The organism is Croceifilum oryzae (assembly GCF_030814315.1).
GTDB lineage: Bacteria > Bacillota > Bacilli > Thermoactinomycetales > Thermoactinomycetaceae > Baia > Baia oryzae.
In genome coordinates, this window is the sequence record NZ_JAUSUV010000003.1 from 109,356 (window position 1) to 131,408 (window position 22,053).

Here is a 22,053-nt window from a genome sequence, read left to right on the forward strand (position 1 = left end):
TTTGAGGTGGCTTTTTGGGTTGTCGAGAGTAGGTTCGAATAAAAAATAGACTTCATTAACTAACATCATAAGCCATGCTAATCAAGTGTTTCGCCTTTTCAATATCTGCATCGCTTGTGATGGCAACTTCTAAGTTCCCAGTACCAAAATGCCCTATGTTCCTGACGTCGCGAGTAAAACCGTTTTCTAATGTAACTTGATCCGGATCTACTTTTACATATAGCAATATTCGCCCTGTCTGGAGGTGTATTTCAAGGCATACAAAGTTTTTAATCCGCTTAAAGGCAATGTAATGCTTTAGAAATTTGATTTGTACATCATCGCCTAAGGCCATCATGTATGCTTTTAATGATTCATACCTATCTGTAACTTGCGTATTGGCTTGTTCCAAGTAATCGGAAACGGTTTTAACTTTTACATTACGTTGTGTAACAGTATTGTCACTGATCTGCATGGTTTGTGCAGTAGTTGCGTTTACTAATTCAAGTAATAGTAGCCCGTCATCGTAATATTTATAAACATATAATTCGATGTTTCTATGAATCTGTTCAACTGCATGACGATCAAATTTAGTAAAACCACCTGCAATACATAATAAGCGTGGATTGCTCCACTCTATAGTATTCGATACTTCAGCACCATATTTACGCATAACCATTAACTCAAATTCTGCTTTGTGATCTAGTAGCCAATCGAGATAAAATAGACCTTGTGTGACAACGTTTTCATTTACAGCCCGCTTATATTCGATAATGACGGGTGAGTTGTTTTCGTCAATACCTAAAGTATCGATTCTGCCGGCATGCTTTTTGCCTGTACTGTATTCAGTGGCTAGAAATCGTACGCCTAGAAATGTTTCTAAATGCTGCTCTAATGTGTTTTGCAATGATTTCTCAACTGTAACGGATCGTCCTGCTAGTTCTTCTACGTAGTCATTGTTAATACGGAATAGTTTAATATCGCCCAAATAAATTCCCTCCTGAACATAAATAGTATATCATTCTTAACTATTATAATCTTCCTTTAATAGCAAGTAGATTACAAATACTTTTTTGGGGGAATCAAGTGGCAGTAAGGCAGTTAGATCATGATAAAATGATGAATGGAACGTGGACTATTTTAATTAATAATATTACATAGATGTTTATAAGGAGCTAAATGATGAGTCAATTTCACTTTAAAGTAAATTTAAAAGGGATGATCGATTTACTATCTAACCACTTATATAGTACACCGCATGTATATTTGCGGGAATTAATTCAAAATGGTGTGGATGCCCTTACAGCACGTAAAAAAGTGACAGCAGAGCACGAAGGTACGATTGGGATTGAATTATTTACTTCGCCGACAAAGCCCCCTACGTTGTACATAGAAGATAATGGGATTGGTCTTACAGAAGAAGAGGTTCATCAGTTCTTGTCGCAGATTGGTCAAACTTCCAAGCGTGGCGAAGAGGAGCAAGACTTTATTGGTCGCTTTGGTGTGGGCTTGCTCTCTTGTTTTATTGTAAGTGAGGAGATTGTGCTGATTACTCGATCGGTTCATTCGGATGAGGTAATCGAGTGGCGTGGGAAGCCGGATGGAAGCTATCAGATTAAGAAGTTAGATCAGGAGATGCTACCTGGAACGAAGGTGTTTTTACAGAGTAAGAGAGGGTTTGAAGAATATTTTCAGCCAGATAGTGTACGGAAATATGTAAAGCATTATGGGGAATTTCTACCTTATCCTATTTATTTTTATGGAGAAGAACGGATTCGTTTAAACGAGGAAATAGCTCCGTGGGAGATGAGGACAGAAGCAGCCCTCCAATATGCGGAAGCGAGAAATGGAGCAAGACACCTAGATGCGATTCCACTTTCTTCTACTATCGGGGGTGTCAAAGGGATCGCATATGTCTTGCCATATGCTGTTAGCACGAATGCAAAACAATCCCATCAGGTTTATGTGAAACAGATGCTTTTATCAGAAAAGGTCAGTAATATTTTACCGGATTGGGCTTTCTTTGTTACGGGTGTTTTAAATGCAGATGGACTCCGCTTAACTGCCTCACGAGAGGAGTTTTACCAGAGTGATCTACTAGAGTTGGTTCGTGTAGAGCTGGGAGATTGTATTAAGAAGTATTTGGTCAATCTTGCAGAAAAGCAATCGGATACTTTCTGGGAGATCCTAGATGTTCATTATTCTTCTATTAAGTCATTAGCAGTGGAAGATGATGAGCTTTATGCACTCTTTGTCGACTGGTTACCTTTTGAAACTTCTCTAGGGAGGAAGACGATGAAGGAGATACGGAGTGAAGGGGATATGATTCTTTACACTTCATCTGTAGACCAGTTCCGCCAAGTGAGTAAAGTAGCAAAAGCGCAATCCGTTCTTCTTTTAAACGGAGGGTATGTCCACGATTCGGAACTTCTGAGAAAGTTACCAAACGTCTTTCCAGAGCTTGAGATACAGGAGGTAGATGCTAGTACATTTTCTGAGAACTTCGTGGATCTTACGTTGAAGGAAAGAGAAGAAGCCTATACATTCTTGCGGGTCGCAAATTTAGTTCTTCAACCGTTTCAATGCGAATGTGATGTGAAAAAATTTAACCCGAGCGAGTTACCAGCGTTATATACCAATAATAAAGAGGCGTCCTTTTTCCGTAATGCTTCTTATACCAAAGAGGAGACGAATGATCTATTTGCCTCCATTATCGATCAGATGGTCGTAGAGGGTGTGAAGCCTACCTTCGCCCAACTCTGTTTTAACTATGACAATCCAACGATCCAACAACTCTTCCACTCGGATGATCCAAAATTGCAGAGATCGGTCATTGAGACTTTGTATGTACAAGCTCTTTTATTGGGACATCATCCATTAAAGCAGTCAGAAATGAAATTATTAAACAAGAACTTACGACAGTTTATCAGCTGGAGGTTAGAGAAATGATGGATTATCAGAAACTGCTAAGACAAGCTGCCTCGCTTCCGGATGGAGATGCAAAGCTCACGTTAATGGAAGAAGCGATTCGTATGTTAGATAGTCTTCAAGAAGTAGATAATGCTTTTTACGAACGTATGAATTATATAAACATAGCCGTTTTCTTAGGTAGAGGAGAAAAAGCGATCGTTGCTTTTGCTTGGTGTCTTGCTCAGTATGATAAAGAGCCGGGGCGATTTGTGAGTCACAATATTATGTGGACATATAAGTGGATTGCAGAACATATCCAAAGATTTCCGCAAATTAGTGTAGAGAAAGTAGAAGAAACGTTAGCAGATCTGAAAAGGAGATATCAGGAGTTAGGGTATAAACTTCGTCCTTACTATTGGCAGAAACGGAAATTTGCTTTTGAGAGAGGGGATCTAGAAGAAGCAGAGAAATATTTTCAATTATGGATGGAGGAGCCTAGGGATCGCATGTCTGACTGCCGGGCTTGTGAACGAGATCATCAAGTATCTTATTACCTAGAAAAAGACTTACATCGAGCAGAAGACTTAGCCAAATCATTATTTCAAGGTTGGGAAGGTTGCCGCACAGTTCCTTCTACTACCTATGCCGATTTTCTTCTACCGACTTTGCAGGCAGGTAAGGTGGAGCTTGCATGGCAGTACTATCAAACAGGATATCCGTTGATCCGAGGTGAAAAAGGGTTTATCCCATCTGTAGCGAAACATATTCAATTTCTAACTGTAGTGGATAAAGAGGAAGCAGCGATCCTCCTTCAGAGGCATCTACCAGAGGCTTTGTCACTCTACGAAAAAGATTGTCAGTTCCAATTCTTCTTAGCCGCTAGCATCCTATTCGAAGAGATAGGAGAATACCAACATACCTTAAACATTCCTGACCATGTTACGTATGAATGGTTAACCAATGAAGTAGAGTCCATAGCAAAAAAGTTTGACGGGCGTAACGGAAATGATGGTTATCAAAAGAAGATAATAGAAGTGCGAGAGAAACTAGAAGCATGTAGAAAGATGGTTAAACCTAGATAATAAGGGTAGAGCTATCATGCCAAGAATACCAAAATAAGAATACTAAAATCCGAAAACACCATCCTTTTTCGTTTCAATAGGAGAGGATGGCGTTTTTTATGACCCTCTTTGTTTTTTATGTGAAAGATTTATAGAGATTTTGTTGACATAGAATGAAAAGTGATGTTATTATCAATAAAGTAGTTCGGATGAGCCAAACAATTCATCCAAAAATGATATGCCGAAGTGGCGGAATGGCAGACGCGCGCGACTCAAAATCGCGTTCCGCGAGGAGTGTGGGTTCGAGTCCCACCTTCGGTACCAGTACTCATACATAAGCCACCTTACCTTTGTTATCCGATACAGGGGTGGGGTGGCTTTTTTACGTTGTCGTATTTTATTTTAAATAACGGTGTTCCCAGCCCTCTTCGAGTAGGATAGATATGATTTTGGCCACTTTTTTCGCATCTGCTATCGGGTCTGTAGGAGGGACGGAGGATTCTAGACCATGGTATTGGAGAACGTGTCCTAATTTTTTCATGTGTTTTAGTTGGTAAAACTTGCTGTAGTTATGTTTGATGGTGATAAAACGCTTGGGGATCGGGAGTGGGACTTGAAGCCTCTTGCATTGGCGAACTAATTGTAGATGACCGTAGTATCCCCAGAATGCAGGAATGGATTGGTATTGCGCGGTAAGTTGCCCGATGGTTTGCATGGCTTCTGGGTATGAGATTCCTGTGTCCACTTCTTGTTGCTGGATTTGGATAAACTCGGTGCAAAAATGGGATAAGTGAGGGAATATAGTGGGCTGGATATGGCAGTGGTATTTTTCGAGAATGCGCATACGATCCGTGTGTAGAATAATGGCTTGAATGCGGATGACTTCGGGGATAAATTGGACAGGCGTTTGCCCAGTAGGGTAGCAGGTGGTTTTCACGTCGAGAACCATAATGTTTTTCAAACGATTCCCTCCTCTCTCAAATAAATATTAGATAACTTTACATAAAAAATACGCTGGAAACAGGGTAAATGCCTGCTATCCAGCGATAAAAAATAGAATTTATTTACTTTATAGGCGGCTTGGGAGCGATTGATTTTTTTGATTTGGAATTCGACCCAATCTGTAGGACGTATTCGGTAATGGCTTTTAGGTTAGGCATACGACCAATTTTGTCATTTGCGCTAGCGGAAGGGGTAGAGAAGGCGGAGTATTTTAAAATGGTACGGATATCGGTAGGGCTGTACGTGAAGCCGTTATAGCCTGCTTTGGTGATTCCATTTAGCGCGGTAGCTGCTCCTGCGATAATGGGCGAGGCGCTAGATGTTCCACTAAAGGAGTTTGTGTAGCTTGTATTTTGCCCGACGTTTCCGGTGGTCGTGGTGACGTTTTGTCCCCAGCCATAGCAATCGATGCGACTACCATAATTAGAGAAAGATAATCGTGCATGAGGAGCGGAGGAAGAGGCTGCTCCGACCATGATAGCGCCGGAGTCTCGGAAGTCAGAAAGGTTGCGATTCAGGATATATTTACCGGCTTGATTGCGGAAGTTGTCTAGATTATTGGAGCCATTTCCGCCTGCTTCGACGACGGCGATGCCTTTATTGGTTGCGAATCGGATCGCATCATAAACGGCATCCTCCACCTCTACAGGTAAATAATTCGACATCGTTGGATAAGTGGTCTGGGCTTCTAATAGGAGAACATCTCCCTTTGCTAAATTCTGTGCCGCACTTAGGATGGCATCAGCGGTGCTATAGATAGAGTTGGTGCGCCATTGGGAGACGACTTTGGATGTGGCATGAGGGACGATTCCAACTGTGCCAACTGTGTTATCGGTCGAAACTAACTCACCTAAAACGCTGGTTCCATGACTTTGGGAAGTTAGGCTTAGACCTGAAATAATGGAGATGTTTTGGGCGATGAGATCTTGATGAGATAGGTTCCACCCTTGCTCCAGATCGGCTATGGTCACATTAGCGCCGTCTCCGCCTGGATGATTCCAAGCAAACTTAGCGTCAATGCCGTTTGGAGCTGGATTGAGATAACCTTGGTTAGGGGATAGGGGATCATTGTTAGGGTTAACGGCTGGGGGGATAACGGGGGTTCCTTCTACGTAGGCTGTTTCGACGAATGGAGACTTGGTTAGTTTCTGGACTAAGTCATCGGGGTTTGAACCTTGGGGAACATCGATTACGAAATAGCGCAGGAGATCTACTTGATCATCTGGCTTTTGACTCTTATTTACTTGTTGTTGCAGGGATTGAAGTTGTTGTGGATCAGCAGAAGTGAACAGTCTTTTTAACTTCAAATCCGAAGGTAGTGCTGATTTTTGCTCTTGATTGAGGGATTGTTCGGCACCATCTTGATAAGGGAGTTGGATGGAGGGTTTCACTTTCACAACCACTCTGGATTGGGCAGTTGGTGCGACCTCTTTTTCGGGTTCATCTGGTTTTTCTTCTGTCGATTTCCAAATGACAAACCAAGAAGTCAAGAAAATGACGAGGAAGACGGCAGCACTGATGACTGCCCATATCTTAGCTTTCCGTGAACGCATTGAATTCCCACCTTTTGTTAAAGGATAGCATGCAAAATATATCTTACCATATTGAACTAATATTAAAAATATTCATTTTAGTAAGAAATTAATGAGGCTGTCCCGTGACGGAGTGGGGCTAATAAAATTCATTCGTTATTGGGTAGTAACGGTTCCTTAAATCTAGTTTTCAAGTAGAGAGAGGCATTACTACCCGGTTGTCATTGGATCTGATAAAGGTCTTATTCAATAAATAAATACACTTGGACTGATGTAGACGGGGGTACGCTCTTCTGTATATTTTCCGTTATCTGTGTAATTCCGTTTGATATAGGAGTGTCTATGCTTTTGAAAAAAGCTAGACAGATCCAAATCGGTAATTACTTCTATTTTTCCTGAGTAATGCGTTCCTCTAGCGATAACGTTGTATAATTTTATTGCCCCGATACATTGCTGATCTGCCCATAACTCTAATTTTCGTTTTGATGCAAATTTTTTTAAGGTCCAGCTTCCAAAAACAGATAGCTCAAACTTCCGCACATCAACCACCTCTAAGTAGTTAAACAATATGTAAAAAAACCCAAATACCAGAAAAAATTTCTAATATTTAATAAAATATACCTCGAAGTTGAAATTTAGTCAAGTTTTTGAGGTAAAATTTTATGATATTACACCTGATTTTTTTTGAAGCCTCTTACTTTATTTCGCCTTGCTAATTATTTAATAAATCGATATAATAGTCGAATTGACTACTAGGCGAGAAGGGGATGCGAATGATTCAAATTCAACAATGGTCACAGAAGCGGTTTTATATTTTGATTTGGATCGTAGCAGTGGCTGGTGTAACACAAGGCATGTTGATTCCGCTATTGACTATTTTGCTTGAGAAGCAAGGCATGAGCGCGACTCAGAATGGTCTAGGAACATCGATGTTGTATGTGGGTATGCTGATCATGACCCCTTTGTCTGCGAAAGTGGTTCGGAAGGTCGGATATCGTACAGCCATTGCAATCGGCTTGTTAAGCGCGGCAATCTGTATGTTTTTATTTCCGTATGTCACGGGATTCTGGGTCTGGATATTGCTCCGAGTTTTGGTAGGAGCTGGGGACAGCTTATTACACTTTACAACTCAATTATGGATTACTTCTACGTGCCCTGACGATGAAAAAGGGAAGCGGATATCACTATATGGATTTAGTTATAGTCTTGGATTTGGGATTGGACCCTTGTTTTTAAAGTTGTTACCATATGGACTTCAAGTTCCGTTTATCGCAGTTGGTTTACTCATGGCTATAACGGTACCATTGATGATGCGCTTAGAAGGTGGACGTACTACTTTTTTAAGTCAACCTGAAACGAGCAAAGAAAAATTACGTCTTTCTATGGTTTATCGAGTCGGACTGATCGCGCTTTGTCCGCCTATCTTATATGCTTTTTTAGAAACGGCACTCGCTGGGAATTTTCCGATCATTGGGCTTCGCTCGAACCTATCAGCAGATTCGATTGCTTATTTGATCGGTACGTTTGTATGGGGAAGTTTGTTGTTCCAAGTTCCGCTGGGGATATTAAGTCAGAAGTGGGGACGGAAGAATCTGTTGATGACCGTTTGTCTACTAGGTGGATTAGGGATGTTGATGATTCCGTACCTGATGGGCTCCATGTTTGCGCTCGTTATCGCATTTGGACTTGTCGGAGGGTTAGTTGGTTCACTCTTTTCGCTGGGATTAACCTATTTAACCGACCTATTGCCCAAACGATATCTACCGCTAGGGAATGCTGTTGCAGGAATGCACTTTAGCTGTGGTTCGATCGCGGGTCCGTATCTGGGGTCGTTTTTAATCCAAGGTACAGGTGGGAACGGTTTGTTCTATTTCCTCGGAGGTAGTCTACTTGCCTTCGTGATATTAGCCATCGTGTATCCAGTTCGGGAAGCCATTCGACTTGAGCCGAGCACGAGTATAGAAAAGCAAGCTAGTTAGAGGTAAGAGCCTGTCTCATAGTGAGACAGGCTCTTATGTTTGTTCTCATTTTTGATCCCACTCAAAGGCAAATCCATCATAGGAAATGAGGGTCTGAGGGAAGATGAACTGCGCTTCGGCGAGTAGTTGCTCGATCTCGTCGGGCTGATAGCGAGAGCTGATGTGATTGAGAATTAATTGCTTCACGTTTGCCTGCTTTGCGATCGTGGCGGCTTGTGTGCTGGTGGAGTGGAAGAAATTTCGGGCAAGTTCTTCTTGTCCTGCACGGAATGTAGCTTCATGGATGAGGAGGTCTACGCCATCAGCTAATTCATGGCTGGCTAAGGTGAACCGGGTATCACCGACTACAGCCATGCGTAGACCTTGGACCGGATCGGATAAGTAGTCAGCACCGTTTAGCCATGTGCCATCTTCTAATTGAACTTTCTTTCCTTGCTTTAGTTGTTGATAAAGGGGACCGGGCGCTATTCCCATCTGCTGTAGTTTATGTACTTGCAAGGCACCTGATTGACCCTTTTCTTCGAATCGGAATCCGAAAGAAGGGATGCCATGTTCTAATTGTTTAACTACATAGTGAAAGGAGTCATCGGACCAAGTCATCCCATCATAAATCTCGATGATTTCAAGAGAATAACGAAGGTGGGTTGAGCTAATTTGTAGGGAAACATGGATCCATTCTTGCAATCCCTTTGGCGCGTAGATCCGTAGGGGTGATTCTCCGCCTTGAAAGGAACGGCTTCCAAGTAGCCCCGGTAATCCGTAGATATGATCGCCATGTAAGTGGGTAATAAAAATTTGATTGATTTTATTTAACTTAACTGGATATTGAAGGATTTGGTGTTGAGTTGCTTCCCCACAATCAATCAACCACGTCTGTCCACCGTGTTGGTACCATTGGATGGCCAATGATGACACATTTCGCTGTTTGGAAGGGATTCCCGCCCCTGTGCCTAAAAATTGGACCCGCATACATTTCGCTCTCCCTTGATGGCAAAGTAATCTTTTATCTATTGTACCTGTTTATTGTACTGAAGTATCCATTCTACTGCTTCCGAGACAGATTGAATTTCGCGTTTGGCGTGAGCTTTAACTTCTGGATTGGCATGTTTCATGACGAAGCTATGCGGGATGAGTTCGAACATCGATATATCATTGTAGGAGTCGCCCGCACAAGCTACGCAGTCTGGCTGGATCTGAAGGTAGTCCAATAAATACGCTAACGCAGTTCCTTTGGATACATTCTTGGGCATAAAGTCCATACAGTGGACATCTGAGATATAGCTTTCTACTTCATCTGGAAAATAGTGCTGGATGTGGCTTTGAAGGTCGTGTAATTGATCTTCTGTGCCAAAATAGCATAATTTACTTGGTTGAAGTTGTTGACCAATTTCATGAAGCGCTCCAGGATGTTCTTCAAACTCGATTTTTAATCCTTTTTCTATTTCGGGGATGCTGGGATGATCCCGGTTAGGAATGAGGATGCGGTCTTCGGTTGCGATAAATCCAAACAGATTTTTTTCCTCGGCAGATTCATAAATTCGCTTGGCCAAATCGCCTTCAAAGACAGTCGAACGTAGGCTCATACCTTCTGGAGTACGGACATAGGCACCATTTTGGCTAATTCGATGGTATTTTGCTTCTAGGTTATTCATTACTTTGCTTAGCTCGTGATCGCTTCGTCCAGATGCCAAACAGATCTTCACGCCTGCTGCGATTAGCTTTTCGAGTGCTAGTTGATCTTCGGGATTGATTTCTTTTTGGTCATTTAGCAAGGTATTATCTAGGTCTGTTACAAAGAATTGAATCATCGTATCGCTCATCTCGTATGGATTTGTTATTTATATTCTTGCTAAAAGGAAACAAACTATTTATGAATCAAAATTTTTGTTTATAAAAGAAAAAGATATAGAGTGATTCCATTATAATGAGAATGAGTCCCACATACAAACGGATGCTAAAAAAGAATAGAAAAGGGGCTATATCATGAAAATTTTCGATGCTCATTTACATATTATCGACCCGAACTTTCCTATCGTCGAAAACCAAGGATATAAACCGAAACCTTTTACAGTCGACGATTATGTAGATCGCACGCAAACACTAAATATTGTCGGGGGCGCTATTGTCTCTGGATCATTTCAAGCCTTTGACCAAAGCTATTTAATCGATGTACTTGACAAGCTGGGAACCCATTTTGTCGGCGTAACCCAATTACCTTGTACCACTTCTGACGAGGAGATTTTTCATTTAGATGGTAAGGGGGTTAAAGCGGTCCGATTTAATGTGAAGAGAGGAGGATCGGAGAGCTTAGCCCAATTGGAGTACTTTGCTAAGCGTGTTTATGAGCTTGTTGGATGGCATGTGGAATTATATATTGATTCAAAATCGCTATCCGAAATTGCCCAAACAGTAATCGATTTACCAGCTGTTTCGATTGATCATCTCGGTCTGACAAGAGATGGCTTTCACACTTTATTAAGCTTAGTAGAAAAAGGAGTTCGGGTAAAGGCAACTGGATTTGGGAGAATAGAGCTTGATGTTCGAGAAGCCTTGCAGACGATCTCTTCAGTAAATCCGGATGCATTACTATTCGGAACCGATTTGCCTTCCACCAGAGCACCTAGACCATTTGCTCATTCGGATGTGAACCTAGTAGTGGATACCCTTGGTGAAGCTTTAGCTAGAAAAGTACTTTATGATAATGCGATAAAGTGGTATAGATTGGATTGTGAGAGGTGAAAGAACTGATTGAGTAGTAGATCTATCTATAGAAAAACTCCTCTTAGATAGTAGCCTCACTACTTCAACTGTCTATCTAAGAGGTGCATATTAATCGTGGCTATCAAGGGGGGAATTCATAAAAGGAGTCTGGTTCGCCCTCTCTTTATCTAACTGTAACCTTTGATAAATCAGCTCCCATGCCTGATAGCGATGCATAAGTCAATTTATCCATCATGGCTTCGTCAAAGCAGAAGGTTTTAATCGCTCGATAATATTTGTTCGTTAATGTAAATCCTGGGTGGAAGGAGACATTCTTAAATGTAGCGCCTCTAAATGAAGTCCCTTTTAGCGCTGTTTTGCCAAATTTGACACCAATAAAGGTTTGCCCATCCAGACATACATCTCGTAGATCGGAATATTTGAAGTCCACACCGTTAAAGGAGCAACCTGTAAAGATCGTTTTTCGGAGATCGGTCTTGGTTAGCGTGACATCCGTCATTTTTACGTTTGTAAAGGTTGCCCCGTCTAGTCCAGAGGCACTAAATTTCGTGCGGACTAAGATCGATTCATGGAAACTTGTATTAGTAAGATCATTTGCATATAGGCTACAATCAGTCAGATTCGCGCCGTCAAAAGTAGCTTCACGCACGTCGCTTGCTTTGAAAGAACTGCCCGTCAAATCTGTACCCGCAAAGTTGGCTTCGCGTACATCGCTGGAATGGAAGGAACTACCAGTTAAGTCAGCATTTGCAAAGTTAGAACCACGTAATGCACTCGCTGAGAAATTTCCCTTATGCGCGATAACGCCAGAGAGATCGCTTTTGGTCAGGTTACTTGCGCTTAAGTTTGTTATCACTTGTCGCTCCAGTGTATGAGAGAGGTTCGCTACTTCTTGTACTGTTTCCTCAATATCGCCGATGCTTTCAACGGTTATCTCAAAAGCGGTTTCATCATCCTTGCCTTCCGCTTTCAGTTCACGGTACCGCTCTTGTAAATCCGTCAGCAGATCAGCCTTTAATTCGTCGACGCTTTTCACCCCATCGTACGGCGCGAAAACGCCATCTAGATAGTGATTTAATTTCTCATTCATCCCATCAAGCCTCCTATAATAAGTTTTCAAGTATGCGTTTGGCATACTCCCAGTTTTGCATGTTACGGGCGTAGGTCATCTTTCCTTTTTCGGTAATCCGAAAGTATTTACGCCGTCCTCCCTGGGACTCACCACCCCAATACCACTCAATATCACCGTCGACCTCAAGCCGGCGAACGCTGGAGTACATCGTGGCTTCTTTTAACTCATACTCACCGCTTGAACGCTCGGCGATTAGCTTCACAATCTCGTAGCCATAGCGGTCTGCTTCGGATAGGAGTCGTAAAATCATCGTATCTGTATGCCCGCGCAACAGGCCGGATGTCATTTTGTTCTCGCTCATATGTGACGCACCTCCACATCTGCATCATACGATATATTACTATGATGGTCAAGGTAATTTGTTCATTGTTGTATATTGATAATTCAACTCGTATGGTGACAACAAAGAAGAGCCTATCTTCAGGCTCTGGAGAAGTGTATGTTTTCAGAGATGACGGATCGGTGGAGTCTTGCTTTATTTTGTCTATCATTTTTTATTTAATATTCCATCTATATAGAATAAAAAATATTTATAGAAAAAATATTTTTTTAGTAGTATTATAAATAAGTAGTTTAATATACATAAGGAGGAAATGTGAACATGAAAATGAAAATTGCTTCTCTCGTTTCAACTGCTGTGATTGCTTTAAGTACTTCTGTAGTATTCGCTCATGGAGAACACCGACAAGATGTTGATCTTTTAGAACATCAATCCAATGCAACATCGAAGTATCTGAATGTGCACGGCCAAAGTCGACAGCTTATTGTGACGATTAATAATCAGTCTCAAGGTCATGAAGAAATTCGATATAATGTCCTACAAGCAGATCGATACGGGAATACGAAAGTAGTTTCTAATGGTTATATTTCTCCTAATGGAAATAAATCTGTTCATAAGTACGTTGAAGAAGGCGATTATGCTTTACAGTTAATTTGTCAAAGTAAACTTGGCTGTAATGCTACCGGTTCGATTGGATTTTTTGGAGAATAGTATATTTACAAGCCAAGGAAGATCAGGATTAGTTGCCTGATCTTTTTTTGTTTGTTCCATATCCGAGACCTACGAAGTTAGCTATTTGTAGAAGAGGGTAACCTTCTGATTTTATTTCGCATAAAGCCTATCAACTGCAACCATTTGGACTTCATCCATCGAAAATCCTGATCCCCTATAATCAATAAGTCGCTCGTCAACATGATTAGGGAAAAGGTAACCAAGCCCATACCAATCGCGATCCCGATATGAAAAAAGGCAATTCCTACTACTGCCAAGTATTTGGTATAGCGATTAAATAGTAGAAATGGGAAAGCAATCTTAATGATAATCGAGAAGTAGTTGCCTAAGAAGATGAGAATGTCATGATTGATTACCAGATCTCGAATAAACGGGTTGGCATACTCATCGACTTGAAAGATATAGTAAATAGCAACCCCACTATTCCAACTCTCTCCCATTACTTGATAGAAACCCGCAGTTAGATAGAGAATACATAGTTGAACGACACAAGCTATAATCGCCATGTTATGTACTAGTGCTAATACGAGATGAAATAGGTTGTTTCTACGATCTGATCGTGCTCGCCACTTGGCAGAATCAAAGGAAAAGTAGGCATATGTATTCGCAAACATAAGAAAAAATAATATATTGATGACTAGATTATCGCCTCCATCTGCAACTAAAAAATTCCGCTGTAAGATGGAGTATGTGGTTATAAAAAATAGAATCGATGTAATCCGGGTCTTGTATCCACACAAGTATAAAATGGCGATCAAGATACTTACATGGTAAACGATATCGAAATACATCGAAGAAGTAGAAAAGTTATATAAGGAAAAGCTCTCTTTGTCTGAAAGATGCTCATTGATGATCCCCTCATAAGACCATATAAAGTATCTTTGTGTGTAGTGAATCAGGTAATAGTACAACATGATAAATCCAAAGCTGATCCTGGCCAAACTAGCCCCTATTAAAAACTTCTCGTTGTAAAATAATTGATGAAATCTCTGTCGTAACGTGGAACTGCCCTCTAACGTCATCACTCACCGCTCCTTTTACCAAGTTAAAACATGAGTAAAATTTTCCCAGCCAAGTTCTTCGTAGGTCTTTTTTCTCTCGTAGGTCGGATTTTTTCTCTGGGAATAGGGAACGGGTTCTTCGGTAACCACTCTTACATTCACAGACTGGATATCGTCTGGGGAAAATGATCTGGCAGCCGTTGAAAAAACAAATCGATACAACAACATGCGAGTGTCTTTTGAATTCTTTAGTTGATACTCACTAATCCTCTTTAGGATCTTCTCGCTCTCCTTCTCCTTATTTAACTCATAAATTTTCTTTTTATATCGGTTGATCAGCTCCTCTTCTCCATGCATCTCGTTTACTGCGGTTGAAGGGATTCTCATAATTCGATTCAGAGGGCTAAGATAGTTTTCGTTATTAGCTGAAATAAAAGGAGTGGTTATATCAATCCAATCACTTTCCTGATTAGACTTTGTCTTTACTTTCATATAAACAACATCGTTCTCCGTAACAGGTTCTGGAGAGAATAAATGCCAATTCTGTCTAAATAAAGCCCCTGTATATGCATTTACTTCGGGCTCTAGAGCAATTGAAATGGGATTTATCGGCATAACATGTAGGATGATGATCGAAAAATGAAATAGGATGAAGCCTATAAGAGCAAAAGGCAAGCCAAAATAAACTCCTTTGTAGAATAAGGATTTATTGTGGTTAGATGATTCCATTGTCAGATCTCCCTACTAATCAGGCTGTAGACAAAGTGGTATGGGGTAGACTGTCTACTGTCTGTCATATAGTCTAAATAAATGGACTTTTTGCGATGAAAAAGTCCATTTATTTTATTTTAGGTGGATTTTAATCCTGAATGGATTGATTATCTGTCAAAAATAACTTCCATACTATGATCTGATACTCTTGAATTTGCAAACGGGCCCCCATCCATACTTCTACCAATATCTAGCTGACGCATTCTGTCTACATCTAAAATACGTCCTGACCGAATCTCATCAATGCCACGAACTTGCCCGGCTATATCTACAGCACGTATTTGCCTAGCTAAGTCTGAAGCACGCCCTACCCTAACTTCCTCCAGAGCAGCTCGGTCGTTGGTCTTCACTTCATCCGAAGATTTCATGTGTGAGAAATTTTGCGCTTTACCTACATTAGGAGTAGCTGCACTTACAGATCCGACAACCATGATACCGACAATGAAAGCCAATCCTATTCCGGATATTACCATTGTTCTCTTCATCTTACTGCTCCTTTATTTTTTATAATGTCTTTAAGCTGGAATCAGCAAGCGACATAGACGTAAACATAGCTGTGAATCCCTCTCCGAATCTCATCACATCTTTCTAGAAAAATTTCATCATCCAGCATAGTTATATAATAGTATATGCAATACTATTATGTCTATATCATTACTATAAATATTCTTAACTTTTACTTTATATAAACTATTATGTTTTTGTTAATTACATTATCATGATTAAATGGGGTTATATTACATAAAACAAACGATAAGAAATGTAAATACCGCTCAATCTCATATGATACTCCTATCTTCCTTTCATTATCTGAAAATCTGACTATAGATTACGTATCGGGAGAAGTTTTGTTCGAATTGTTCTTTTTGGTCAATTTGTTCACAAAGTTTTCTATTTTAGTATTTTATTTAGAAGTATTTAAAAAATATTTATATAAAAAATAGTATTTTAGTAGTATTATGAGTGAGTAGTTAAATGTACCTAAGGGGAAATGAAAAATGAAAATGAAAATTGCTTCTCTTGTTTCAACTGCTGTGGTTGCTTTAAGTACTTCTGTTGTATTCGCTCATGCAGAACCTAGTCAAGAGGTTAATCTTTCTGAGCTTCAATCCAGTGCAACATCAAATTATGTTACTGTAAAGAACCAAAATCGCCAGCTGACCGTAGTGATCAATAATAAGTCTCAGGGGCATGAAGCAATTCGATATAATGTCATCAAGGCAGATGGATCAGTAGTTGCTAATGGTTTGATTGCTCCTAATGGAAATAAAACCTTCTCTAAATACTTTGAAAAAGGCGAGTATTCTTTGGAGTTAATTTGTCAAACTAAAGTTGGCTGTAATGCTACCGGTTCGATTGGATATTTTGGAGACTAGTATATTTGCAAGCCAAAGAAGATCAGGATTATTTACCTGATCTTCTTTCTTTTTGTCCTAGGAGCCTATTATTTCGGGCTCTTGGGTGATCGAGGGCTGGAGGGTCTGTTCGATTCCTGCTCAAATACCGATCCAGCAGGGGAGTGGGGAGGTCCGCTTCGCAATCCTCCGCTAGGGCAGGTGCTCAAACATGTTGCACCAAAAAGCGCCCTATGCTACGAATCGCTACGCTAAGTAGGATCGATAACATCGCAAGGAATCGAACAGACCCTCCTTTCCCTTTAATCTTACAATGTGTGAGAAGTGGGCGTAAGAAAAAGAGCCTCTATTCAGGCTCTTAGGAAGTATTTGTTTTTAGGTTTCAGGAGGATCGGATACATAGCTTTTTGTAGACATAACTTGAGAAGATTGTGTAAGCATAACTCAGTCACCTCTTCCTTTCACCTTCTGCAAACATGAAAAATATAATGCCATCAAAGAACAGGCTTTATCTAGCTTTCAGGAGGATCGGATACATAGCTTTTTGTAGACATAACTTGATCACCCTTCCTGTTATCTCTTGTGAAATCGATAATGAGTCATCCGAAAGCATGGTGATATCAGAGAACGAATCTTATCTATGTTTCAGGAGGGTCAGCTACATAGCCTTTTGTAGACATAATTTGAGAGGATAATGCAAACATATCGCTGTCACTCCTTCCTGTTAACCTTTGTACAATCGAGATTAATCGATCTGAAAACATGGCGATATCAGAGCCGAGAGTGGTGGAGCAAGCGACCATTTTAATGACTAAGACATCCTCTTGACTTGAGAATGCATGTTTCTCAGCAAGTAAAAGTGCTTGATTGTACTTAGTTTTCGCCTTTTTGAAGTCCTCATACTTCGCATGAAAATCGCCAAGTGATATAAGTGCTTCACAAGTTCGTAAAGCATCGTTAGTTTCCTTGCCTAATTTGACTGCCTTTTTTAAATTGTCTAATGCTTCATCTTTTTTGTCAAGAATAGTGTACAGTTCTCCGATTTGTTTGTAAGTAGTGACTGCCAAATATTCTCTCTTAATATTGTCTTTTAACTTAAGGGCTTCGAGAAAGCATCGTTCTGCTTGAGTCCACTTTTTTAAACTCATATAACTAGCGCCCAGTACCGTCCATAAATCGAATAGGCGTTCAAAGTTACTCTCAATCCGTGCTAATTCAATGCCTTTTAATGCAAAATGGGTAGCTTCCTCATATCGTTCAGTTCGATTCAATAAATCTGCTTGCATATCAGCCATATTAAGAAGAACAGATGTTGATTCAATATTTTCTCTTTGGCTGTTTAGTTCATTGAGTGTTACCAACGCTTCCTCTACTCTGTTTAAGTTTCTGAGATAGATAACTTTACTAACTAAGAGAAAATAGAGGCAGTATTTTCTTTCTCCACCCTCAACAAAGGAATTCAACCCCTTTTGAGTGTACTGTAGGGCTGTTCTTAAATCATTTTCATACATTGCAATACGACCTAGCTCTTGATAACAAATTGATGAAATATTATTACTCCTTGGCGCAGAATAGGATTTCTCAATCTCGATAGCTTTATTAAAGCAAATGAGGGCTTGTTCCCAGTTCTTATTCTTGGAATGATACTTCCCTTTGAGATACAATACGTTGGACATCAGCGGATGGCCCTTTGATAAATCCAGTAGCTTTAGCCGTTCGAATCCTTCATCTGGATCGACCCTGTCCAAGGTATGCTCGATGGTGATTAATTCGAAGGCTAATTCTTCTTCAGTGATTTCAGCGTACGGATTGCCTGAAGCGAGTAGTTTGTACATATCTACATGTACGATGTCGCACCAGTACCGGAGCTTGTCCAAACTGATTCGATACCCGCCGTTTTCGATGTGCGAGATGGTGCCGGTTGAGATCATGCCGTCGGATTGATTGGCTAGTGCTTCTTGGCTGTTTTCTCCTTGGAAAGTGTTAAAACTTCAAGTAGAAGGCTCAAAAGAACAGCTTCAATCGTTTATGGATGATGTGCACCGTAACCCAAGTGTGAAGGTCCTTGAACAAGAGGCTGGATACAAGATTAAAGGTGGAGAGGTTCAGCCTTGTGTCAAGTGTTCGATCCACCATCTACCCGAACGGCGAATGAGTTTGATCCAGATTATCAGGACGAATGGGCAGAAGATCGAGTTTAAAATGTTTGACATGGTTCAGGGTGCAATTAGTGAGGGTGTGAAGGTGCTTGCTGGTAGATTGGTTGACGTTTTTAGCGTGATTAAAGAGGAAAAAGCGGCTTTTGATTTGTGGAGGAAGTTGAGAGAAACGTTTGACAAACAAGATGGAGATTCTTAGGGAGTTACACACTTCTTATATGTTGTTTCATTTTTGGTTAAATACGGAGGATGTAGAAGGATTAATTAGCTCGTCCTTCGTATTTTTAGGTCTTGCACGGTACTTTAGAAAATCAGAGGTGACGGATCATGTTCAAATGGTTTGCCAGTTTATTTGCGGTTGTTCTATTTCTCGCGGCTCCTATGACGACCCAAGCGTATGAAACATGGGACAAGTACCATCTTGAAAAAGGGGTTGGGAGTTATGGCAAGAACAAGCGATATTATTTTGTCCATAGTTCTGCTAAAACCTATAACTCCTTTATCCAAGGGGCTTGGTCTGATTGGATTAATACGACAAAACGCTTGGGAATCTCCACGCCGATTTCCTTTCGAGAAACAACTAATCGGAGCAATAGTGTTGTAGATATCACCACATTTTCGGGCAAGAAAGCGGATGGTTATGCGGTTGTTCAGCATTATGATTTTGGAGATACGGGGGAAGGACCTGAGTATGTAGATCCATGGGAAGAGAATTGGGATTATGCAGAGATCAAGATAAATGTACCTGAGTATAACAAACTAAGTTCCTACAACAAAAAAGGAACGATTGCCCATGAAATTGGCCATACGATGGGCTTGGCCCATACGATGACGGCGACATCTGTTATGACTCAAATTGGTCAGGGGCGTAAAGTGGATTCTGCGCAGGTGGATGATCTGGCGGGAATTAACTATCTTTACTAAGAAAGGATAAAAGTTACCATGAAAAGAATGTATACCCTATTAGTAAGTATGGCATTGTCTTGTGGGATGACGGGGTGTGTTTCTGAGCCGGATGCACAATCTGTAAAGAAAGAAGAACCTACTGAGACGAAGCCTAGAGCGGTTAGCAGTGTAAGAGTTCATGCTTCGATGGATGTGGGTGAAATTTATGATTCAGTTGAGAAACTAAGTCAGGAATTTGATATTGTGGTTCAAGGGATTGTACAGAGTCGAGAGTTTTTTCAACGTGAAGATGTTCCACGGACGAAATCGGCTATCAAAGTAACGAAGGTGATTCGTGGAGAGGTGTCTGTGGGAGATACGGTTACCTTTGTGGAGCTTGGAGGAGTTCGAACAAAGGGGGATATTGCCAAAAGTAAACCGGGAAAAATCCGCATTCAGTCCGGACAGGAAAATGATTTGGTTCCGGTTGTATTTAATGGCATTGAAACGATGAAGCCTCAAGAGGAGTACATTTTATTCGGTGACCTTCATCCGGAGAGGGATCTTGTGTCACAAGATTACTACACCTGTGTTGGAGGATATCAGGGGAAGTTTCGGGTATCTGGAAACAGAGCAAAACGCCTTACTCATTTTGTACATGAGGCAGATCGAGCAGCTTTTCCCCTCTTGGAGATAGAAATATCTAAATTATCTGTCAAAGTGAAAGGGATCGAAAAATAACTCTGACGAAAGGGAGAGAGTGATGCGTAAGCTACTTTCTTTATCTATCATGGGTGCGATGTTTTTCGGATTTACAGGTTGTTCTTCAGATAAGGAAGCGGATGGAGTGAAGACGGGAGAAAGTGTATCTGAGACCGCATTTCCAATGGACAGGCATATTGATGGCGTCTTACCTGAGTTCTCTAAGGTATATCAAACGGTTGAACAGTTACGTGGAGATTCTGATGTGGTGGTTCGGGGAGTTGTACAACATCGTGATTTCTATAAAGAGGATGTAGCATCAGAGGTAAAGGTGACGGAAGTGATTTTCGGGAATGGAAAGGTTTCTGTTGGTGAGGTGGTTCCCTTTGTGGCTCCTTATGTGTTGGACACGCTAAAAAGTGATGATGAGGTCGTATTGTTTGGTAATTTGCATGCGAAGGATGATCGAATCCAGCGGGATTACTATGAGAGTGTAGGGGCTTTTCAAGGTCAGTTCTTGGTGAGAGGAAATAAAGTGAAGCGCCTTACGGATACACTCAAAAGTAAAGTGGACCGAGAAGTTTTTTCCACCTTAGAGATGGGGGTAACGAATCTATCTGTGAGAGTACAGATGAAATAGACAGCAAAGTTTGTTCATGGAAAATCCCTCTTAGATAGCAGTATTACTATTTCAGCTGCCTACCGAAGGGGATCATATTAAAATGTTGATTTATTACTCTTTTTTTCCTCTATACTCTCTAATCCCACGAATGAAATTAACTACAATCGAAAGCGATAAACAGGCTATTACAACAATTTTAAAGGGTGTAAAATGTTCGGTCCCAGCAATTTGGGAATACAGTGCGAGAAAGAGTGCTGCTATGACTAGGATTGTGCCGGGCCATCCTTCAAACATAGACGAATCATTTACTCCTAATAGTGTACGTTGATCATGATAATCTATTTTTTTTTGTTTTTTTACGAGACAATAAACCATAATTGCCCCTCCGATTAACGTTCCTAACAGACAGAGAAAGATAAATATCTGAACGAGAGTGGGTCCTACCCCATTTATCTCCACTGGGTATCATTCCTCCTAATAGTTGTAATTTATTTTAAATTTTATAATTAATTAGAGTAATAAGCAATCAATTCCGATCATGGCAAGGGGACCAAATTCAAAAAAACATGCCTGATAGCGCGTGGCTATCAGACATGTGTAGCTATTTTCATAGGGTAAGTGATTCAAAGCTAAGTATTTTCTGCCTCTAAAACGGTTTCTAGTTTCTCGTTTAAGATCCATTCTTTTTTTCTAACCTCACGAATGGTTTCACGAACGCTACTATTTATAAGAAGTAAATCGGATATCGTTGGTTGTAAGATGGGAGTAACTCCTGGCAGAGTTCCTAAGACGTATTGAAGTTTTTCGCCCTCGGCATTAATGATGTGGCTAAGTCCTAGCTCCTCGAGTGCGATGGAAGATAAGAGCAGGTTGATCGCGTCTTCCCGTGTAATGGTAATATTCGGGGAAATATTAGGTATATTCGCTTGAGACATTTATTTATTCCTCCTAAGTAAGTCCTTATTTTCTACTATGTGTATGCCCGTGGGCTGGGTATGGTCCCAGAAAGGAACGAGGAGGACTGGCCCAATTAAAAAGAGCTTGCCTAATAACGCGGAGCCATTAGGCATTTAGCTTTGTAGTCAGGACACCTGCCTAGTAAAGCAATATAAATCATGATGATTGAAGTATCATTCTCGATCCTTTTTGTCAAAATGAGAATAGATGATAGGATGTCGCTAACAAAGAATTAATCTTTTTGATGTGATTGTTTAATGCAGGTCCGTTATA

24 protein-coding genes and 1 tRNA gene are annotated in these 22,053 nt (G+C 40.7%); 11 read left to right on the top strand and 14 right to left on the bottom strand.

The genetic code is table 11. From position 1 onward, the window contains the following. Nucleotides 1-55 precede the first annotated feature (55 nt). On the bottom strand, nt 56-967 hold the full coding sequence (locus J2Z48_RS03770; RefSeq protein WP_307251209.1) for a DUF5655 domain-containing protein: 912 nt from the start codon (nt 965-967) through the stop codon (nt 56-58). A 194-nt stretch (nt 968-1,161) separates the two neighbouring features. Here J2Z48_RS03770 and J2Z48_RS03775 point away from each other — a divergent pair, with 194 nt between their 5' ends. The 3 genes from J2Z48_RS03775 (at nt 1,162) to J2Z48_RS03785 (ending at nt 4,274) form a co-directional block, all read left to right on the top strand. Continuing rightward, nucleotides 1,162-2,928, top strand: coding sequence for an HSP90 family protein (locus J2Z48_RS03775; protein WP_307251211.1), 1,767 nt, complete (start codon nt 1,162-1,164; stop codon nt 2,926-2,928). Next, entirely contained in the window at nt 2,925-3,971 is a 1,047-nt protein-coding gene (locus J2Z48_RS03780; RefSeq protein ID WP_307251213.1) for a hypothetical protein, read from the top strand. The genes J2Z48_RS03775 and J2Z48_RS03780 overlap by 4 nt, the downstream gene beginning before the upstream one ends. A 219-nt stretch (nt 3,972-4,190) precedes the next feature. After that, nucleotides 4,191-4,274, top strand: a tRNA-Leu gene (locus tag J2Z48_RS03785). Nucleotides 4,275-4,347: 73 nt separating this feature from the next. Here the strand turns inward: J2Z48_RS03785 and J2Z48_RS03790 are convergent. From J2Z48_RS03790 to J2Z48_RS03800, 3 genes are all read right to left on the bottom strand, one after another. Beyond that, nucleotides 4,348-4,911, bottom strand: a complete 564-nt coding sequence (locus J2Z48_RS03790; protein WP_307251214.1) for a 3'-5' exonuclease — start codon at nt 4,909-4,911, stop codon at nt 4,348-4,350. A 103-nt stretch (nt 4,912-5,014) separates the two neighbouring features. Continuing rightward, a complete protein-coding gene (locus J2Z48_RS03795; RefSeq protein ID WP_307251215.1) occupies nt 5,015-6,505 on the bottom strand; it encodes a S8 family peptidase in 1,491 nt (496 codons plus the stop codon). 225 nt (nt 6,506-6,730) lie between these two features. Beyond that, the gene (locus J2Z48_RS03800; RefSeq protein WP_093293787.1) at nt 6,731-7,024 is read right to left on the bottom strand and encodes a hypothetical protein; all 294 of its coding nucleotides are present in this window, start codon (nt 7,022-7,024) and stop codon (nt 6,731-6,733) included. 233 nt (nt 7,025-7,257) lie between these two features. Here J2Z48_RS03800 and J2Z48_RS03805 point away from each other — a divergent pair, with 233 nt between their 5' ends. Then, entirely contained in the window at nt 7,258-8,463 is a 1,206-nt protein-coding gene (locus tag J2Z48_RS03805) for an MFS transporter (RefSeq protein ID WP_307251216.1), read from the top strand. A 45-nt stretch (nt 8,464-8,508) separates the two neighbouring features. Here J2Z48_RS03805 and rnz read toward each other — a convergent pair whose 3' ends face one another. Both rnz and J2Z48_RS03815 read right to left on the bottom strand, forming a co-directional pair. Then, on the bottom strand, nt 8,509-9,432 hold the full coding sequence (rnz, locus tag J2Z48_RS03810; protein ID WP_307251217.1) for a ribonuclease Z: 924 nt from the start codon (nt 9,430-9,432) through the stop codon (nt 8,509-8,511). Nucleotides 9,433-9,470: 38 nt separating this feature from the next. Continuing rightward, nucleotides 9,471-10,271: an HAD family hydrolase gene (locus tag J2Z48_RS03815; protein WP_307251218.1), complete on the bottom strand. Its 801-nt coding sequence runs from the start codon at nt 10,269-10,271 to the stop codon at nt 9,471-9,473. A 175-nt stretch (nt 10,272-10,446) separates the two neighbouring features. Here J2Z48_RS03815 and J2Z48_RS03820 point away from each other — a divergent pair, with 175 nt between their 5' ends. Further along, nucleotides 10,447-11,202 carry an amidohydrolase family protein gene (locus J2Z48_RS03820; RefSeq protein WP_307251220.1) on the top strand — a complete coding sequence of 252 codons (756 nt, stop codon included), beginning with the start codon at nt 10,447-10,449 and terminating at the stop codon, nt 11,200-11,202. 145 nt (nt 11,203-11,347) lie between these two features. Here J2Z48_RS03820 and J2Z48_RS03825 read toward each other — a convergent pair whose 3' ends face one another. Further along, complete coding sequence (locus J2Z48_RS03825; protein ID WP_307251222.1) at nt 11,348-12,274, bottom strand: pentapeptide repeat-containing protein; 927 nt, start codon at nt 12,272-12,274, stop codon at nt 11,348-11,350. A gap of 13 nt (nt 12,275-12,287) precedes the next feature. Next, entirely contained in the window at nt 12,288-12,617 is a 330-nt protein-coding gene (locus J2Z48_RS03830; RefSeq protein ID WP_307251224.1) for a PadR family transcriptional regulator, read from the bottom strand. Nucleotides 12,618-12,911: 294 nt separating this feature from the next. On the opposite strand from J2Z48_RS03830, the gene J2Z48_RS03835 reads away from it, so the two are divergent. Continuing rightward, nucleotides 12,912-13,307, top strand: a complete 396-nt coding sequence (locus J2Z48_RS03835) for a hypothetical protein (protein ID WP_307251225.1) — start codon at nt 12,912-12,914, stop codon at nt 13,305-13,307. A gap of 77 nt (nt 13,308-13,384) precedes the next feature. On the opposite strand, the gene J2Z48_RS03840 is transcribed toward J2Z48_RS03835, so the two are convergent. The 3 genes from J2Z48_RS03840 to J2Z48_RS03850 form a co-directional block, all read right to left on the bottom strand. After that, nucleotides 13,385-14,353 carry an HTTM domain-containing protein gene (locus tag J2Z48_RS03840; protein ID WP_370872862.1) on the bottom strand — a complete coding sequence of 323 codons (969 nt, stop codon included), beginning with the start codon at nt 14,351-14,353 and terminating at the stop codon, nt 13,385-13,387. Nucleotides 14,354-14,365: 12 nt separating this feature from the next. Continuing rightward, entirely contained in the window at nt 14,366-15,058 is a 693-nt protein-coding gene (locus tag J2Z48_RS03845) for a DUF5819 family protein (RefSeq protein ID WP_307251226.1), read from the bottom strand. Between the two features lie 149 nt (nt 15,059-15,207). After that, nucleotides 15,208-15,585: a hypothetical protein gene (locus J2Z48_RS03850; protein ID WP_307251228.1), complete on the bottom strand. Its 378-nt coding sequence runs from the start codon at nt 15,583-15,585 to the stop codon at nt 15,208-15,210. 513 nt (nt 15,586-16,098) lie between these two features. On the opposite strand from J2Z48_RS03850, the gene J2Z48_RS03855 reads away from it, so the two are divergent. Next, the gene (locus tag J2Z48_RS03855; protein WP_307251229.1) at nt 16,099-16,476 is read left to right on the top strand and encodes a hypothetical protein; all 378 of its coding nucleotides are present in this window, start codon (nt 16,099-16,101) and stop codon (nt 16,474-16,476) included. Nucleotides 16,477-17,093: 617 nt separating this feature from the next. On the opposite strand, the gene J2Z48_RS03860 is transcribed toward J2Z48_RS03855, so the two are convergent. Beyond that, a complete protein-coding gene (locus tag J2Z48_RS03860; protein ID WP_307251231.1) occupies nt 17,094-18,290 on the bottom strand; it encodes a tetratricopeptide repeat protein in 1,197 nt (398 codons plus the stop codon). A 109-nt stretch (nt 18,291-18,399) separates the two neighbouring features. On the opposite strand from J2Z48_RS03860, the gene J2Z48_RS03865 reads away from it, so the two are divergent. The 4 genes from J2Z48_RS03865 (at nt 18,400) to J2Z48_RS03880 (ending at nt 20,841) form a co-directional block, all read left to right on the top strand. Continuing rightward, the gene (locus J2Z48_RS03865) at nt 18,400-18,813 is read left to right on the top strand and encodes a hypothetical protein (protein ID WP_307251232.1); all 414 of its coding nucleotides are present in this window, start codon (nt 18,400-18,402) and stop codon (nt 18,811-18,813) included. 128 nt (nt 18,814-18,941) lie between these two features. Next, a complete protein-coding gene (locus J2Z48_RS03870; RefSeq protein WP_307251233.1) occupies nt 18,942-19,538 on the top strand; it encodes a matrixin family metalloprotease in 597 nt (198 codons plus the stop codon). Between the two features lie 18 nt (nt 19,539-19,556). Continuing rightward, the gene (locus J2Z48_RS03875) at nt 19,557-20,240 is read left to right on the top strand and encodes a hypothetical protein (RefSeq protein ID WP_307251234.1); all 684 of its coding nucleotides are present in this window, start codon (nt 19,557-19,559) and stop codon (nt 20,238-20,240) included. A 22-nt stretch (nt 20,241-20,262) separates the two neighbouring features. Beyond that, nucleotides 20,263-20,841 (top strand): hypothetical protein, encoded by a 579-nt coding sequence (locus tag J2Z48_RS03880; RefSeq protein ID WP_307251235.1) that lies wholly within the window; start codon nt 20,263-20,265, stop codon nt 20,839-20,841. 93 nt (nt 20,842-20,934) lie between these two features. Here J2Z48_RS03880 and J2Z48_RS03885 read toward each other — a convergent pair whose 3' ends face one another. Both J2Z48_RS03885 and J2Z48_RS03890 read right to left on the bottom strand, forming a co-directional pair. Next, a complete protein-coding gene (locus J2Z48_RS03885; RefSeq protein WP_307251237.1) occupies nt 20,935-21,282 on the bottom strand; it encodes a hypothetical protein in 348 nt (115 codons plus the stop codon). A 170-nt stretch (nt 21,283-21,452) separates the two neighbouring features. After that, nucleotides 21,453-21,758 (bottom strand): alpha-helical endospore appendage domain-containing protein, encoded by a 306-nt coding sequence (locus tag J2Z48_RS03890; protein ID WP_307251239.1) that lies wholly within the window; start codon nt 21,756-21,758, stop codon nt 21,453-21,455. Nucleotides 21,759-22,053 lie beyond the last annotated feature (295 nt).

What these genes read in the sequence shown, in the direction of transcription:
- J2Z48_RS03820 (WP_307251220.1), top strand. Translation starts at nt 10,447, where the DNA reads ATGAAAATTTTCGATGCTCATTTACATATTATCGACCCGAACTTTCCT.
- J2Z48_RS03845 (WP_307251226.1), bottom strand. Translation starts at nt 15,058, where the DNA reads ATGGAATCATCTAACCACAATAAATCCTTATTCTACAAAGGAGTTTAT.
- J2Z48_RS03795 (WP_307251215.1), bottom strand. Translation starts at nt 6,505, where the DNA reads ATGCGTTCACGGAAAGCTAAGATATGGGCAGTCATCAGTGCTGCCGTC.
- J2Z48_RS03825 (WP_307251222.1), bottom strand. Translation starts at nt 12,274, where the DNA reads ATGAATGAGAAATTAAATCACTATCTAGATGGCGTTTTCGCGCCGTAC.
- J2Z48_RS03830 (WP_307251224.1), bottom strand. Translation starts at nt 12,617, where the DNA reads ATGAGCGAGAACAAAATGACATCCGGCCTGTTGCGCGGGCATACAGAT.
- J2Z48_RS03855 (WP_307251229.1), top strand. Translation starts at nt 16,099, where the DNA reads ATGAAAATGAAAATTGCTTCTCTTGTTTCAACTGCTGTGGTTGCTTTA.
- J2Z48_RS03850 (WP_307251228.1), bottom strand. Translation starts at nt 15,585, where the DNA reads ATGAAGAGAACAATGGTAATATCCGGAATAGGATTGGCTTTCATTGTC.
- J2Z48_RS03805 (WP_307251216.1), top strand. Translation starts at nt 7,258, where the DNA reads ATGATTCAAATTCAACAATGGTCACAGAAGCGGTTTTATATTTTGATT.
- J2Z48_RS03860 (WP_307251231.1), bottom strand. Translation starts at nt 18,290, where the DNA reads ATGTACAAACTACTCGCTTCAGGCAATCCGTACGCTGAAATCACTGAA.
- J2Z48_RS03775 (WP_307251211.1), top strand. Translation starts at nt 1,162, where the DNA reads ATGAGTCAATTTCACTTTAAAGTAAATTTAAAAGGGATGATCGATTTA.
- J2Z48_RS03815 (WP_307251218.1), bottom strand. Translation starts at nt 10,271, where the DNA reads ATGATTCAATTCTTTGTAACAGACCTAGATAATACCTTGCTAAATGAC.
- rnz (WP_307251217.1), bottom strand. Translation starts at nt 9,432, where the DNA reads ATGCGGGTCCAATTTTTAGGCACAGGGGCGGGAATCCCTTCCAAACAG.
- J2Z48_RS03875 (WP_307251234.1), top strand. Translation starts at nt 19,557, where the DNA reads ATGAAAAGAATGTATACCCTATTAGTAAGTATGGCATTGTCTTGTGGG.
- J2Z48_RS03870 (WP_307251233.1), top strand. Translation starts at nt 18,942, where the DNA reads ATGTTCAAATGGTTTGCCAGTTTATTTGCGGTTGTTCTATTTCTCGCG.
- J2Z48_RS03890 (WP_307251239.1), bottom strand. Translation starts at nt 21,758, where the DNA reads ATGTCTCAAGCGAATATACCTAATATTTCCCCGAATATTACCATTACA.
- J2Z48_RS03880 (WP_307251235.1), top strand. Translation starts at nt 20,263, where the DNA reads ATGCGTAAGCTACTTTCTTTATCTATCATGGGTGCGATGTTTTTCGGA.
- J2Z48_RS03780 (WP_307251213.1), top strand. Translation starts at nt 2,925, where the DNA reads ATGATGGATTATCAGAAACTGCTAAGACAAGCTGCCTCGCTTCCGGAT.